The sequence below is a fragment of the Chryseobacterium lathyri genome (assembly GCF_003290185.1).
Lineage (GTDB): Bacteria > Bacteroidota > Bacteroidia > Flavobacteriales > Weeksellaceae > Chryseobacterium > Chryseobacterium lathyri.
Map to the genome: position 1 here is coordinate 37,073 of NZ_QNFY01000013.1, position 16,692 is coordinate 53,764.

13 protein-coding genes are annotated in these 16,692 nt (G+C 33.2%); 7 read left to right on the forward strand and 6 right to left on the reverse strand.

What is annotated here, in order from left to right; all coding sequences use genetic code 11:
* Window positions 1-160: 160 nt before the first annotated feature.
* The 7 genes from DRF61_RS17505 to DRF61_RS17535 all read left to right on the forward strand — a co-directional run bounded on the left by DRF61_RS17505 (window position 161) and on the right by DRF61_RS17535 (window position 6,578).
* Window positions 161-1,009, forward strand: a complete 849-nt coding sequence (locus DRF61_RS17505) for an RteC domain-containing protein (RefSeq protein ID WP_111959397.1) — start codon at window positions 161-163, stop codon at window positions 1,007-1,009.
* Between the two features lie 233 nt (window positions 1,010-1,242).
* Window positions 1,243-1,557, forward strand: coding sequence for a helix-turn-helix domain-containing protein (locus DRF61_RS17510; protein ID WP_111959399.1), 315 nt, complete (start codon window positions 1,243-1,245; stop codon window positions 1,555-1,557).
* Window positions 1,558-1,635: 78 nt separating this feature from the next.
* A complete protein-coding gene (locus DRF61_RS17515) occupies window positions 1,636-3,087 on the forward strand; it encodes a DUF3945 domain-containing protein (protein WP_111959402.1) in 1,452 nt (483 codons plus the stop codon).
* A gap of 11 nt (window positions 3,088-3,098) precedes the next feature.
* On the forward strand, window positions 3,099-5,186 hold the full coding sequence (locus DRF61_RS17520; protein WP_111959404.1) for a type IA DNA topoisomerase: 2,088 nt from the start codon (window positions 3,099-3,101) through the stop codon (window positions 5,184-5,186).
* 267 nt (window positions 5,187-5,453) lie between these two features.
* Window positions 5,454-5,900 carry a MauE/DoxX family redox-associated membrane protein gene (locus tag DRF61_RS23135; RefSeq protein WP_111959406.1) on the forward strand — a complete coding sequence of 149 codons (447 nt, stop codon included), beginning with the start codon at window positions 5,454-5,456 and terminating at the stop codon, window positions 5,898-5,900.
* A gap of 98 nt (window positions 5,901-5,998) precedes the next feature.
* Complete coding sequence (locus tag DRF61_RS17530) at window positions 5,999-6,253, forward strand: DUF6520 family protein (RefSeq protein ID WP_111959408.1); 255 nt, start codon at window positions 5,999-6,001, stop codon at window positions 6,251-6,253.
* Window positions 6,254-6,317: 64 nt separating this feature from the next.
* Complete coding sequence (locus DRF61_RS17535) at window positions 6,318-6,578, forward strand: hypothetical protein (protein ID WP_111959410.1); 261 nt, start codon at window positions 6,318-6,320, stop codon at window positions 6,576-6,578.
* Between the two features lie 99 nt (window positions 6,579-6,677).
* Here the strand turns inward: DRF61_RS17535 and DRF61_RS17540 are convergent, their stop codons facing one another.
* The 6 genes from DRF61_RS17540 to DRF61_RS17565 all read right to left on the reverse strand — a co-directional run bounded on the left by DRF61_RS17540 (window position 6,678) and on the right by DRF61_RS17565 (window position 16,645).
* Complete coding sequence (locus DRF61_RS17540; RefSeq protein WP_157963394.1) at window positions 6,678-8,027, reverse strand: TlpA family protein disulfide reductase; 1,350 nt, start codon at window positions 8,025-8,027, stop codon at window positions 6,678-6,680.
* A gap of 178 nt (window positions 8,028-8,205) precedes the next feature.
* Window positions 8,206-9,732, reverse strand: a complete 1,527-nt coding sequence (locus DRF61_RS17545) for a TlpA family protein disulfide reductase (protein ID WP_111959414.1) — start codon at window positions 9,730-9,732, stop codon at window positions 8,206-8,208.
* Window positions 9,732-11,144: a RagB/SusD family nutrient uptake outer membrane protein gene (locus tag DRF61_RS17550; RefSeq protein WP_111959416.1), complete on the reverse strand. Its 1,413-nt coding sequence runs from the start codon at window positions 11,142-11,144 to the stop codon at window positions 9,732-9,734. Before DRF61_RS17550 ends, DRF61_RS17545 begins: the two co-directional genes overlap by 1 nt.
* Window positions 11,119-14,721 (reverse strand): SusC/RagA family TonB-linked outer membrane protein, encoded by a 3,603-nt coding sequence (locus DRF61_RS17555; protein ID WP_111959419.1) that lies wholly within the window; start codon window positions 14,719-14,721, stop codon window positions 11,119-11,121. Before DRF61_RS17555 ends, DRF61_RS17550 begins: the two co-directional genes overlap by 26 nt.
* Before the next feature lie 124 nt (window positions 14,722-14,845).
* Window positions 14,846-15,994 (reverse strand): FecR family protein, encoded by a 1,149-nt coding sequence (locus tag DRF61_RS17560; RefSeq protein ID WP_111959421.1) that lies wholly within the window; start codon window positions 15,992-15,994, stop codon window positions 14,846-14,848.
* Between the two features lie 63 nt (window positions 15,995-16,057).
* The gene (locus DRF61_RS17565) at window positions 16,058-16,645 is read right to left on the reverse strand and encodes an RNA polymerase sigma factor (RefSeq protein WP_111959423.1); all 588 of its coding nucleotides are present in this window, start codon (window positions 16,643-16,645) and stop codon (window positions 16,058-16,060) included.
* Window positions 16,646-16,692 lie beyond the last annotated feature (47 nt).

The window sequence follows — 16,692 nt, forward strand, 5'->3', positions numbered from 1 at the left end:
AAACGCACGTATTGAATGGATGTTATTAGTAAAAAATATATAATGAATAATTAATAAGGAAATTAAATATTTCGCGACGTAGGGAAAAAATATTATATTTTTAAGATTGCTGATATCACTGGACCTGATAGTTTACGAACCTTAGTAATATATTTTTACCATGATAAAATCAATTTATGATACTATAGTAAAACGTATTGAAATTCAAGAGTACAAAATTACACTAGATAAGGAAAAGGTAATTAAAGAAGCTAACCAAATGACTTTTGTCCTCCAAGAATTACTTATTGAAACTAAAAATCTTGTAGCAGAAAAAGGATTTATTGATAAAAAACAGGAGATTAATTTTTTCAAGAACATTAAACCTCAGATTCTTGGAAAACTTATATACTACAATAAGATTTATAGGATTGAAACATCTTGTCCTGCCAAAGGTGGCGAGTTTTACAAAACGTATTTTGAAAATGAATTAGATAAATTAAACAAAGAGTTTAAAGAGCATTTCGTAGATTCAGATTTCTACCGATATATTAAATCAGGTCGAGAGGATCTTGATGAAAAGTATTTCTCACTGGGGAATATAGATATTATGGAAGGCTTGAATAGTTTTGTATTTGAAATTGATCCACATTTTTCTACATACTACGATTACAAAGTTGCCCATATTATCGCAGATGAACTTTTATATAACTACATAAGAAACAGATTAAATCCTGAATCTGAAGGTCAGTCGACGTCCTTAACTTACATAAATTATGATGATATGTTCTGGACCGATTCCAAAAATGCTTTGATAGAACTAATTTATGCCTTATATGCAGCCAGGTCATTATCAAATGGAAGATTGGCTATATCAAAAATCAGTGCGATAACAGAAACACTATTTCAGATCGAATTGGGCGATTTCCATCATGCATTCCATCGCATGAAAGTTAGAGCCGGAAGTAAGACAGCATTTTTAGATTATCTAAAAGTAAGTTTGGAAGAATATATGAATAAAAATCTTTAATCATTCAAACCAACGGACAACCAAATGGTTGTCTTTTTTTTGCCAAGATCTGCCAAGGTCTACCAAGTTTCCTAATTTTTCTAGATCATTGATAATACCTTTTATAACGAATTTTAGCACTAATGAAAAAAATAAATATTTCATATTTCTCTTGGTACGGCTGTCGTAAACTTGGTTGATTATATTTTTTATGTCGAAGAAATTTGTATCAGAACAAATAATTATGATCAGATATGAATATTGACAGATTAGAATTTATAGCCTGGATGGAACGAATCATGGATCGATTTGATTTGATTTCCCAAAGTGTAAGAGAAATGAAAAAAAATAATAATGCAATTGATGGAGAAGAATTGCTTGACAATCAAGATCTACTTCAAATGCTGAAAATTAGTAATCGTTCTTTGCAACGATACAGGTCCGAAGGTAAATTACTCTATTACACTATTAGCGGTAAACTTTATTACAAATTGTCGGATGTTCACCAATTTATTCGGGACAGTTTCAATACTCCAACCAAACGTAAAAGGAAAATGACAGACGAATAGTTCCTTCTAATTCCAACATGCAGGTTCGTATCAATATATAAAATACCTTGATCTGAGATTTTATAAAGTATTAATGTTATGAGCAATAATCAATCACCAACGCACAAATCAGATCAGGTAAATGATTTAACGGATACATTACTTGTGCATGATAAGGAGGCCAATAAAATTTTGGCTGTAAAGGGTATTAAGAAAAAATCTGGAGAGAAGGATAAATTAGAAACGGTAGATCCGGCAAAAAGAAAGGAAAATTCATTTTTGAAAATTAATAAAAATGAAGATATGCTTTCCAATTTTTTAAGGAATTTCTTTAGCCAGATTAGTAATCCTACACGATTTAATTTTTTTAAAGTCCCTATTCAGAGTGCGGTACTGATAGCAAAAAAAATGCAACAGTTTGTTAATTCCGCAAAACTTGAAGGAGCAGATCTTTTGAAAGGTCTTAAAGAAATTATAAACCCACAAAATAATAAAAATACTATGGCACAACAAGAAAACAAACCTGAAAATAGCAACCGCTATTCAGTGGACAAAATTGACTGGAAGAGTCTTCAAAATTTTGGTTGGACACGGGAAGATTTCGCCAAAACTGGTCTACTTGATTCTCTATTAAAAGGATTCAAAACAGCCGAAATGCTTCCAATATCAGTAAAAGTCGGAAATCAAAAACTCGATACAGAAGGCAAACTTTGGCTTGAAATGGGCAAAAATGGTAAGGCTGTCTTTAACATGCTTCCAAAGAAGAATGAAATAGAATTGGATAAACCGTTTTTTGGCCATCAATTTACAGATGAAGACAAGGCTCACTTGTTGGAAAAAGGAAACATGGGACGAGCTGTTAATCTGACGGAAGACGGTAAAACTCATCTGCCTCATTTAATAAGCCTTGATAAGGATACAAAGCAAGTGGTTGCTTATTCAGTAGCAAACATTCAAATTGATGATGTGATCAAGGGAGTGACAATTTCACCTGAGCAAAAAAAAGAGTTATTGGAGGGGAAATCAATATACCTTGAAGGAATGCTTTCAAAGCGTAATTCTTTGTTTAACGGAGAAATTCAATTTAATGCATTTAAAGGCCATATCGAGTTTCAGTTTGATAAAGGTAATGCTAAAATGCAAAATCAGGTAAATTCTCAAAGTCAATCCACTGAGATACCTAAAGTTTACAGAAGGAAAGAGTTTACATTCGACCAGTACAATAAGATTTCAAACGGCGAAACAGTATATATTGCTGATTTTAAAAATGATTCAGGAAAAGAATATCCTGGATATGTTTGGCTTAATAAAGAGAGTGGGAAGTTAGACTTTAATTTTAAAAATCCCAATAATCTTAAGCAAAAGTCAACCCCTGCAGAAACTCAAAAAACGCAAGTTGCAGTTAATTCTGAGGGTAAAACAAATGTAGCTACAAAGAATATTAACGACCCATTAAAGTCAGGACAAACATCACCTCGCAATAAAACGCCGCAGAATAAACAAAATGGGGTATCTAATGCTACTAAAAAAAGAGGTCGCAGGGCATCATAAAAATCTAAAGTATGAAAGCAGTAATAGCAGAAAAACCAAGTGTCGCCCGCGAGATAGCATCTCTCCTGGGGGCTACAGAAAAGCATGATGGATACCTCAAAGGCAATGGGTATGTGGTCACCTGGGCAATAGGTCATTTGATTTCCTTAGCAATGCCATCAGATTATGGTATAGCAGGCTTTAAAAAGGAAAGTTTACCAATTTTACCAGATCCATTCATCCTTACAGTAAGGAAAATAAAGAAAGAGAAAGGGTATCTGGATGATCCAGGTGCAGTAAAGCAGTTGAAAATTATAGAAACGATTTTTGAAGAATGTGAAAGCATAATCGTTGCTACTGACGCCGGAAGAGAAGGTGAACTCATATTCAGGTATATCTATGATTATTTGAATTGTAAAAAACCATTTGATCGTCTTTGGATTAGTTCATTAACAGAAAAAGCCATCCATCAAGGTTTTGCAAGTTTAAAGCCAGGATATGATTTTGACGGATTATTCTTTGCCGCCCAAGCCAGAAGCCGTGCTGATTGGCTGGTAGGAATAAATTCAACGCAGGCACTTTCATTGCAAGCCGGAAATGGGGTTTATTCTTTAGGGAGAGTTCAAACTCCGACTTTAAGTTTAATTTGCAAGAGATACATAGATAATAAAAATTTTAAAGTTGAGACCTATTGGCAATTAGAACTTAAATATTCAAAAGATGGAATGACCTTTTCTAGCATCTCCAAAGATAAATGGAAAGATAAAGATAAAACGATGGAGGTCATGAAATCCATCGAGCGTCTCGGAAATTCAGTTGTTAATTCTGTAACTACTCGTAATTCAAATGAACAGCCCCCATTACTTTTTGATCTTACTGCTCTGCAAAAAGAAGCCAACAAGAAACTAGACCTCACAGCCGAAGAAACCTTATCGATTGCTCAAACCCTGTATGAAAAAAAGTTCATTACATATCCTAGAACTGGCAGCAAGTATCTTTCTAACGATATCTGGCCGGAAATACCAGATTTGGTAAGAGCGCTGGAAAATCGAGAAGGATATAAAGAACGGATCAACAATGTTAAATGGGGTCGATTTAATAAAAGGATTGTTAATGATCTAAAGGTTACTGATCACCATGCATTATTGATAACAGAAAAAATTCCTTCTGCTCTTTCAACTAAGGAAAATGCAATTTATGATATGATTGCCCTAAGACTCCTTGAAGCCATTTGCTATCAATGCGCAAAAGAAATTACAGACATAAAACTTGAATCCTTGCATTATGAATTCATTTTGAAAGGAGCACGAGTTATAGATCCCGGCTGGCGTGCGATACAAAATCATTTTCAAGATGAGGACAAGGAAGAGGAAGTTTTAATGGACATTCCAATTTTAAAAGAAGGTGATTCACTCAATATTAAAGAAGGAAGTATTTTAGAAAAGAAAACTCGACCACCTGCACTGTATACTGAGGCTGGTCTTTTATCAGCAATGGAAAATGCAGGTAGACAGATTGAGAATGAAGAAGAACGAAAATCGCTTGATAATATTGGTATTGGTACTCCTGCCACGCGAGCAGCAATAATTGAGGTTTTATTTGATCGGAATTATATTCTACGAGAGAAAAAAAATCTAATCCCTACCCAAAAAGGACTTCAAGTTTATGAACTTGTAAAGGAAAAGAAAATCGCTGATGTATCAATGACAGCCCAGTGGGAATTAGCTCTTCAAAAAATAGAAAACAACGAATTGGATTCACAGGTGTTCCAAAAGGAAATGGAGGATTACGCTAAAAGTATTACTTCGGAATTATTATCTACAACTATAGTAGCCAATACTCCAGCATTAAAATGCCCAAAATGCAAAAATCATAATTTAATTTTTAATGATTATGTTGTTAAATGTCCTGACCAGAATTGCCAATGGATTCAATTTAAATCTGTTTGTGAGGTTACACTTAGTGATAAAGAAATAGAGAACTTGATTTTAAAAAAGAAAACATCCCTTTTACGAGGAATGAAAAGCAGGTCCGGGAACAAGTTTGATGCATATATTTTACTAGATGAAGATGGGAAGACATCATTTGATTTTGGAAAACCGAAAAAAAAGAGAAAATAATACAGTTAAAATGGTGGCTAACATGTCACCATTTTATTTTTTATTCAAATTTCAGTGAAATTTTAAATGTAATGTTGATCAATGGTAGCGCTATTCTGGTGGTGCTAATTCAGGAATTAGCACTTTAAAGTGTTGCTTTCTAATGAAATACAACTTTACATTTGTCTTGTTCACGATATGATTTTTCAATTGAAGGAAACTGGTATAGTAATGCCGAAAAGAAATAATTAAAGTTAAATCCTTCAAAACTAACAAATTAACCAAGTCATGCGAAATAAAAGACTAATTATAGATATTGTTGTCCTGCTACTGGTGATATTGTTTCTTTATACAGCAGTGAGCAAATTTGTGGATTTTAAGGGTTTCACTTATGACTTAAATAATCAACCATTCCCAAACAGTTTAACCCCGATTCTGCGATGGTTAGTTCCGCTTACTGAAATAGGAATAGTTTTAGGACTCATATTTGAAAAAACAAGGTTACTGGCATTATACGCATCATTAATTTTAATGAGCCTCTTCACAATTTATACAGCACTTGTATTATTCCATGTGTTCGAATATGTACCATGTAGCTGTGGTGGTGTAATAAAGCATCTAAGCTGGCCGCAACATTTAATTTTCAATCTATTTTTTGTTGTTATCACCTATTTGGCTATTTGGTCCTTCAAAAAATCTGAGCCAGAAAACTATACATATAATCAAATACAATAAATGAGATCAGTTTAATGAATCATAATTATTGGGTCCAAAATAAGGGGAAGCTGAAAACCTTCAAACCAGAGTAAGCAACAAATCAAAAACTTTTTATTATGAAAAATTTTAAATTATTATTAGGTGCGGCAGTATTATTTGCCGTTGGAAGCGCTTTCACTTCAAGTAATAAAGCCGCTGGAGAGTATGTGTTAATTAGTGGTACTTACCAATTAAAATCAAGCAGACCAGCAGGAAACTGCGAAAGTATGCAAAGTGCAACCTGCGATTATACTAAAATTAATCCGTCAGGAAGTAATACTGATCCATCAAATTTTACTCCTCATACGACTAACGCTAGTTGGGTTGAGTAATAATGTTTAAATAGAAGTATGATCACTTTTGCTCATACTTCTATTAATCCATAGAACCAAGAACATGAAAAATTTCAAATTAATACTATTCGCGTCAATTAATATAGCATTGGCAGCTGCGCTGAACACAAAAATAAAGGTTACTTCGGAGGAATATGTTTTAATTGGCTCAACTTTTCATTTGATGTCTTCACGCCCTCCCGGAGTATGTGTAATCCAGCCTGGAGAGGTTTGTGATTATATAAAAATTAATCCTTCTGGCAGCAATGTTGATCCTTCCAATTTTGTCCCTAATACTATTAACGCAAAATGGGAAGAAGAATAAAAATTGCAAAGGGAAACATTTACAAACTAGACAATTAAAATAAATATAGTGGCCGCTTCCTGTGTTTTCTAAGGCAAATAAAGGAAGCGGCTACCATATTTAAAGACATGAATTTATTAATTCAATTAGGTAATTCTCTTCTTTTGGAGTATGAGGTTCAGGTGGACTTGCGCTAACAATCCGTCCATCTTTATCTATTAGAATTGTGTGAGGATAGCTTTTAATGTTATAATGTTCAATGATCTTTGATTTACTTCCCTCATCATTAGTATACAAATCTATGCTTCCCGGATGCGTATATTTATGATTTTTTATTGAATTTTTCCACATTTTCTGATCCCTATCAATACTTATGCTGACAAAAATTATATTTGGATTATTTTTAAAAAGTTGATAAATACCAGTCATTTTCTCATTTAATAGTTGGCACCAACCGCAACCTGTAAAAAAGAAATCTAATAATACTATTTTGCCCTTAAAATCACTTTGCCTAACTATATTTCCTGACGTATCTCTTAAAGCAAAGTCGTATGCTGGACTTTTTGGCGATGAATTTGCTTTGAAATTTTTCAAGGCATCTATGCAATAATCAGTTTTAATAGTCTTTAAAACATCTGAAATTAAAGCAACATCCTGATTATTTTTGATGGATTTATTAATAAAATATAATGTTAGTAATCGATCTCTCAATATATCATGAAAGTTTTTGTTAATATATTCAACAGCAGTTTGAGGTTCTAACTTTCTCATCATAATTGCTTTCAAAATATAATTCAAGTAACCAGAAGACTCATTTAAAACCTTATCGGACATTCCTAGCTTGGACTCTGATTTTCTAATGAAATCTTCATAGTTTACATACATAAAATCGAAATTAGCGTCAAACAAATAGTCCGCTTTTATAATTTGAAAGATATGTTTTTTGATTTTAGGCTTGAACTCCTTCAGTGCTTTTTTAACAATATTGCTTTTACCTTCTTTAAAAAAACTTAAGTTAGTTTGAGTTTTGCGCCAACTTTCAAAATCTTCCTCAATTTTATTCTTGAATTGAAGTTTTTCTTTTCCTCTACCCGAAAAGATTACCCGTTCATTATAAATTTTAATTTCAATATTATCGGATGGTTCAACGATTGAAGAAAGAAATAGAACTTTACCACTTCGAGTTATTAAATTAGCGTATAGAAAAGCTTGTTGTTTTTCGAATATAATCTTTATTGGTTCTCCAATTTTAGCTGAAATTGTATTCAATGGCATTGACAATTCCGCTGAGCCAATTCCCCAATTATTATCTCGATATGTTAGATCAACACTATCATTAGATAGTTGCTTGTCAAAGCTGACAGTAATAAACGCTACTTTAGTTTCGTCCTTAGTTTTGTTTTTAGGTGCTGCTTTGCCATAATTGAGGGTTAGCAAACAATAGACTAAGGTCAATATTAAATATTTCATTTTCATATATTTAGAATTTATGGATGAATATTCATTTCAATGTATGTAATTGAAATATGTATTCATACTAATTTTTCTACACTTTATTTTTACCTCGAACAATCTTTTTATGGTTAGCAAATAATCATCAAGATTTGATCGATAATTACTAAGACGGCTATTTTTACAACTAAAATTTCTACAAAGCGGTCTTAATCATCTGAATTAGGGTTGTGCTATTCTTTTTATTATGTGGTTTTGGCGGGTTAGCACTAATTATTTTCCCATCTTTTCCTATTAATATGAGTGTGGGATAACCATAAACATTATAATGCTGAATTATTTTAGAATTCGCTCCATTCCCATTTGTATACAAATCAATGCTTCCCTTATGTGTATATTCTAAACTTCGCACAGAATTGATCCACTCCTTCCTATCTTTGTCAATATTTACACTAACAAATTTGACATTTGGGTTATCTTTGAATAATTGCACAATTGGCGTCATTTTATCATTCAAAATTTTACATGAGCCACAGCCGGTAAAGAAAAAGTCGAGCAAAACGACTTTTCCTTTAAAATCACTTTGTCTTACAACATTTCGCAGAGTGTCTGTCAGTTCGAATTCAAAGGCCACGCTTCCTGGTGAAGAATGACATAAAGATTTTCGGAGTATTTCAATACAGTTTTCTGAATTCATATGTTTCAAAGCATAAGAAATTGTCTCTACCTCTCGATCTGATTTGATTTTATTCTTAATAAGAAAGCGAGTCAACAATCTATCTCTAAGTAACCCTGAGTAATTATTAATTATATAATCAACAATGGCTTTTGGGCTGTTGGTAATTCTAGTTTTAGGATTATACATCTGTGTTCTTATATCCTGCAATAAAAATTCGATTAACTCCTTAGATAAAGGATGCAAAACAGTATTTTTAAACGAGTGACGTATATAATTTGCTTTCTCTGGATTTATTTTATCAAGAACCATAAAGCTAGAGTCAGCATTTTCCTTTCCCTTAAAAATGATATAGTTAATACCATCATTAAAGGACTTAAGATATTCAGATTCGATTTTACTTAAGTAATCTAATTTTAATAATTCAAATATTTCTTGGGGTATCCTCCCTTTATACTTATCTAAAAGAGTTAAAACAATCTGTTTCTTTTTTTTGTTGTATTGCAAGCTTTTAATGAAACCCTGTTTTGTTGATTCAACATTAAACTCTTCTGTAACTGCATTCGAAATATTATTTGATAATTCTGAAACTTTCGAAAGAGAATCGTCTCGGAAAAAATTCAATAATTCAAGCTCATTTTCTACTTCTTGCACAAATTGATATTTCTCTTTGCCTCGTCCATCTATGATGATTCTATTTCTAAGTACATGAAAAACAATACTATCGTTTGGTTCAATTATATTCTCAATTAGCAAAGGTCTACAATCGCCAATAGAAAGACTTCCATAAAGGAATTTTTCACCATTTTCAAAATTCATTTTTAGCTGGTAGCCAAGCTTACCATTTATAATCTGCCGAGGAACCCCTGACAAATTACTCCACTGATTTTCCTGGTAGATAAGAAACAAACTGTCTTTGATAGAGTAGTTCCTTGAATGAACATAAAATTGTGCTTTCGATATTTTTTTATCGCTTATTTTTAGCTGAGCTAAAACTATGTTTATGGTCAAAAAATTTAATATAATGAATATTAGTGTTTTTTTCATTACCGAATGTTTTGAATTAATGGATTAAGATTAATTTCCACTGGAGGGATTGGAAAGACATATCTAGGACTATTAGGTTCTATTTTATAATTTTCACCAGCAATTGTTCTTGTGATAGTTATAGCATTTTTAGAATCGAGATTGAACCTTCTTAAATCTTCCCATCGTAGATTTCCAGTAAACGGGAGCTCTTTTCTGCGCTCTAAAATTATTAATGATAGGGCTTCGTCACTATTTTGGACTGATTTATCTATATAAGTACTTATACCGTTTTCCTTTTTCCAACGATATTTAAGTAATAAATTTAAATCACTAATTGCTTCTTTAAAACTACCCAATCGTGCCAATGATTCAGCTCGGATTGTAAGAATCTCATTTAGAGCAATACCGCAGAAAAATGCAGTCCCTCCTGTATAGCGTCCTCCAAAGTTAACCGTCCCATTTGCGTTTAATCTATAAAATACTTTGCGACGTAAATCGTTAGGTTCATAACTGTCCAGTAATTCTTTAACTACCGCCATGTTCTGCCTATTATTAAAATTATAATTGTTTGTTTCTCCATAAAAAATAATTTCCGGATTATTATTTCGGATTGTAGGAAATGGAAAATTTACTGTGGTACTTAAAATGTTGAAATCTAAAAGTTCGATGTTTCTAGCCAGCACAAGGTCAGCAAACTCCTTTGCTTTTTGATAATTTTGAGTATTAAAGTATACCTTTGAAAGCATTCCTTGCGCCGCAGGTTTTGATGGTCTTGTTTTAAAATCCACTTTAGTAGGTAGTAATGATTCCGCCTCCAAAAGATCTTTAAAGATCTGATCATAGGTTTCTTTTAATGTGGAACGTTGAGGTAAATCATTAACATCAGAATTCAATTTTAAAGGTAACCCTAAATCTGATGAAGCAGAGGTTTCTTTGTATTGTTTCGAATATATTTGTGCTAGTTGATAGTAAGCAAATGCCCTAAAAAATAAAGCACTTCCTTTAATTTCTAGCAGCCTAATATCCTTAGTTTTAAACTTTTCTACACCTTCAATAACCACATTAGCATATTCAATAACTTTATATGGGTTGGTCCAATCACTTGCTAATAAATTCCCTTCATATATATCCTGAGCCCACTTATAGGCATTTCTTTCCATCACTGTCCCAGAAGTTGTTGCTATTTGGTCTAAAACATAGGAGTTATCTGCCCCAATAATTCCAATTGCTGGATAGCCCACATTCATTACATCTGTGTTATCCAATAATGCTTGGAAATCGTCTGCTGTCGAAGGTATAATATCTGACTTACCAGATTTCTTTTCTAACCATTCATCTTGCTTTTTGCAACTTAAAAGCAATACTCCATATAAAATATAAATTATAATATTTTTCATCATCATTTTATTTAAAAGTAGTTCGGATTCCAATGGAAATCGTAGTTGGATTTGGATATGTATTAAAACCGGAATAATAGAACTCACTAATGTCGGGATCAATACCTTTTTTATTTTTTCGCCATAATATTCCGATATTATTTATATAACTGTAAACCTGCAATGTAGAGAATGGCAGACTCTGGAGTGATTGTTTATTAAAATCATAACTTAGACTAAGATCCTGTAGTCGTATATGGTCAGCTTTTTCAATCAGAGATTCGGAACTTTGATAAAAAGTATTACGATTGTAATTGAAATCATATAAAACAGAGGGAACTGTAGTACGCGTTTCATCTCCAGGGTTTTGCCATCGGTCTTGAAATTCTTGATTAACACTTCCGTCTGCAATAACATTTGCATAAACTAATGATGTAGATTTCCGTCGGAAATAGTGTCCAAATTTGAAAGTAATATTAGCGGATAATGAAAATCCTTTATATGAAAAGGAGTTTCTCAAAGAACCGAAGTGTGTGGGTCTTGATGAACCGTGATAAATTATATCATCTATGCTAGAGGTTGTTATGATCTTAAGATAATCTTTACTTAATTCGCCGTTAAGAAATCCTTGGGGATCACCATTTGTTGGATCAAGACCTGCAGATTTAAAACTATAAATACCAAATAAGCTGTTTCCTTCCTTAATATATAAGCCATAACGAGCGGGCCCACCAGTATTGCTCGATGTCGATGTTAGATATTGCGAAGTATATTTTGTGTCATAAGATATTACTTTATCTTTATTATAACTTAATAGTATAGTCGTATTCCATTTAAAATTACCATTAAGATTTACTGAGTTTAAATTAATATCAAAACCTTTTGTCTTAACAGTTGCTGCATTTCCTTTGTAAGAAGAAAACCCGGTTGAATGTGCTAACAAAGCATCCTCGATAAGATCAGTACCTAACTTCTCATAAATTTCAAATGAACCATTCAAGCGATTACCTTTAGATGAAAAATCTAAAGCTAGATTTTTATTTCTAATTTTTTCCCACCTTAATTCTGCGTTTGGGGCACTCGTGATGTAGGCAATTGGTAGTCCAGTAATTGGGCTGACATCATAGGTTGCCGTCAAATAGGATGAGGCATTATATACATTTCCATTATATCCAAATGATGCCCTTAGTTTTAAATAAGGTATTAACGAAAATTTATAGAACGATTCTTTGCTGATATCATAAGCAACACCAGTTGACCAAAGTGGTGTCATTTTATCATTTGTTTTCACTCCAAAAATGTTTGCACCATCTTTTCTTCCACTCAGCGATAAAGTATATTTACCTAAATACGTATAAGCGCCGTTTGCATAATAAGATATATATCTATTTGTATTACCTATAATTTTCCCAAGAGGAGACGGAAGAACCGTTGATCCAAGTGCCGATGGGTTGATTGGATAAGGAATATTATAATTTAAATTAGTTACAGAAGTTCCAAACTCATCATTGTAGCCATACAACGCTTTATCAGTACTCTCACTTACTATTTCTCTTACCTCAGATCCCGCAATTGCAGATACTAAATGTTTTTGTGAAAATTCTTTATTAAAATTCAGCTGTGTTCTGAAGTTATTGGAATACAATTTTCTGTCTGTTAAATAGAGAATTCCTCCTTTTGGAAAAGGGTATGTAAATGAGCCCTCACTAGATCGCTGGCTGTACATATTAACGAAATTTCTTGCTTCATAACTGTCGGGACTTCGGTAACCACGATTATTTCCGAATTCATTTTCATGCTGATATTGAATTTCAGCATTTAAGAAATCAGTGAAATTATAACGGACAATGCCTCTTATAAGGATGTTATCAGTTTTAGTACTGGTATCATAAAGGTCTCTTTCTTGAATGGGCCTATATTTCCAATCTAAAAAGCCTAAATTTTGGCTATTTTCAAGATAACTGTCTCTTTTTCCATATGGTACTGCTAGCGGATTTTTACTATCATCAACAAAACTTATATATGGATACGGAGAAGTGTATTGATATCCAAATTTATTCTCACTCTTTGTATATAATACAGAACCTGTAATTTCCAAATTTTTAATGGGATGATATGTATTTGTAGAATTAATAGTAAACCTATTGTTTCCGGATTCATACAATGTATTACGGTTTTTGTCATATCCTATCGAAAGTGAATAAATAGCTTTTTCCGAACCGCCTCTAAAACCCAATGAATATTGTTGATTAATGCTGGGACGATAAAAATATTCGGATGTTTGGTCGCGAACATCAACATTTCTCAATCTATTTATTTGGTCAGTAATATTCTCATTTGAAGGATCGTTTCTTTGTTTCGATAAAAGCTCAACTACTGGTGATATTACAGGGTAGTAATTGTTATCGTTTAAATTGGGATCATAATACCCCTTATTAAAAAGAAACGTCTCGACATCAATAAATTCAGAGGATTTAAGAAAATTTCTTGAATATTTTAAATTTGGCCTTGCCCCTACGGTTAAATTTGAATTAAAATCAATCTTTAAAGGTTGATTAAATTTTCCTTTTTTGGTACTGATTACAATGACACCATTCCCAGATCTCGAACCCCAGATCGAAGCAGCAGCAGCATCTTTAAGTACTGTGATGCTTTCAATGTCATTTGGATTTATATTATTAATATCTCCTTCATAGGGAAAATTGTCAAGTACAACCAGAGGATCAGCGCTAACTTTATCATCAATTGTAACCCTTCCTCTTATGCTTATTCCTAATTTTTCATTCGGAGGATTCAACCCTATTGGACCTGAAATTTTATTAAATATCAATCCACTTGTGACACCATCTAAACGATCTAAAATATTTGTACTAACCCGTCTATTTAATAGTTGGTTGTCGATTTGGACAAAGGAGCCTGTGGCTCTTTCTTTCGGTATATTTTGATATCCTGTTGATACAACATCAACGATATCAATGGTATTGTTGGAAGGATTCAAAAAAATGTTGTCAGCTGCGCTAGCGGATACTTCAGTTCTCGCATAGCCGATGTATGACACTTGTAAAACTGCATTATTGTAATTGGCAGGAATTTCAAATCTTCCGTTTGCATCTGTAAAAAAATCTACGGTTGTTCCTTTGATCCTAACAGAAGCGCCAGCAAGTGCTTCCCCTTTTTCATTGCTGACTTTTCCTTTGATGGGTTCCTGTTTTTTTTCTTCTGGAGTTTTTGGTTGGGGTTCCTTACCCCTATCCACGGAAATTATCACCTTACCATCAATGATATAACTAAATGGTTGACTGCTAAATATTGCATTCAAAACTTCTTTAATGTCTTTATCCTGCGCAGAAATTGTGACGGTTTTTGCCATGCGCATATGTCTGTCACCTATGGCAAATGAATAACCAGACTGTTTCTGAACCTGTTGGATGACACTTTTAAACGGGGCGTCTTTTGAGAAAAGAACAATCTTCTGTGCTGTTACCTTGGTACATGCCAAGAATAAGAGTAAGAACATATAGAAGATCGTAGTTCTCATGGTTGGTCTACTGTTAGAGTATGTGACAATGTATTGCTGATCTTTTCTGGGAATAGACTGCCGTTTACCATTGTCTTTAATGGTATAAATCATTACATTTGAGTTAGGGTTAGTTAATAGCTTTTATAAATTCAATTTTAACCCGCAGCCGTCCCGACTGGACCTCGGGACGGTATATTATTAAAAAACTACGGGCATAAACACATATGAAACGTCTTTACTTGATGAACACCTCCTTTCCTCGGATTTCGGTTTTGACACCATAATTATTTTCTATTGCTTTCAGTACCGATGAAAGCTTTTCATTTTTATTAATGTTGATGTGAGCCTTTTCGCAGTTCTTAAAATTTCTGGGGTAAATAAAATCCACGTCGTACCAATTTTCTATATCGCTACCAATTACTTCCAGACTAACACTTGATCCAATAATATTACCGTCTTTCCATCCTACATAGTCGTTCACATCAGTTTTTTGTTTTAAAATGATGTGATCTTGGACAATGGCCTGCTCACCGGGTTTTAGTACTTCCGGAGATCCAGCATGGTTTAAAGTGACAGATACACTACCACGAATAAGGGTTGTGAATTGTACTTCGGAATAAGCACGTAAATTGAAGGCAGTTCCAAGAACTTTGATCTGCTGCAAATCTGTTTTAACAATAAAAGGATTTGCCGGATTATGGGTTACTTCAAAATATCCTTCTCCTTTCAGTCGAACTTCTCTCTGTTTGCCTTTGAATGCTAAAGGGTACTGAAGAGAAGAATTAGCATTTAGCCATACTTTAGTGCCATCGGAAAGCGTAATCTGATATTGTCCACCTCTGGGCGTAATTAATGTAGCGGACTCAGCGTTGGCCACGTTTGCTACGCTTGTGCCATCAGTATAGGAAAATCCAGCATCCGTGATAAGGATTCCCTGATGGTTATCTAAATTTATGGATTGACCTGTGGAAAGTTTAATTATTGCTTTATTAGAACCAGGAAGCACGTCAGTTCCAAAGGCAGTAAGCGTTGATTGAGGTTCTTTATCCCTATTGTTTATATAAACCCAAGTTCCTACACCAATGGATAAAACAAGGGCTGCTGCCACTCCTGCAACACGGAAAAATTTAATTTTCCTTTTTTGTCTAATTTTTCTTTCAACGAGTTTAAACTGGAAGCTTGTATCAGTACTGAACTGCTCTTTTATTGCATTAGCAAGATTTTTATCATCTTTTAAATTCTCATAAAAGATCTTGTTTTTTTTATCCTTCTGCAGCCAATTATTAAACGTCTCGTGCTCATGAACTGTCAGAGGAACTTCCTGAACAACTTTTTTGAGTATCGTGCTTATTTCAAAACTATTGTAGATATCCTGCCTTTCCATTCGTCCTTTTTTTCTATAGAAACAGGAAAAAGGTACAGTAGGACTAAAAGAATTTTAAAAAAATTAGAAATTAATCAATAGAAATGCTATACCGGCACCGCTGAGCCTCTTTTTTAGGATAGAAATCGCTCTAGCTTTTTGAGCTTTTACCGTACTTACAGTTATTTCTAGATCGTCAGCAATTTCTTTTGCATTTTTATCTTCTTCAAATAACTGTTTCATTATCAGTTTGCACTTTGTGGGCAAAAGATCAATTTCAGCGCTGATTTCCCTGACCAATTCAGAATAGATAATGTTTTTCAAAATATTATCTTCTGATTCATCAAATGATGAAATGTATTGGTCAAACCGTCGTAGACGTACTTTCTCTTTCTCGATCCTGTTGAGGCAGGCATTTTTAGCAGAAATATAAAGAAAAGCCTTCACACTATCCATCGTTTTGAAAGAAGTTCTTTTATCGTAGAGTTTTACAAAAATGTCCTGAACAATTTCTTCAGCATCGTTAAGATTATAAGATAATATAAGTCTGTTGGCAAAGAAAACAAGTGCTGGTTGGAATTTATGGAAGATTTCGCTAAAAGCATATTGATCCCCTTCTGCAAATCTTAGCGCTAAAAAATCCTGCGTCATATTTTCCAAGTTCTTCATCATTGAGGGGGTCAAGTAATATAAAATTACTGATTATTTTTCATAAGCAA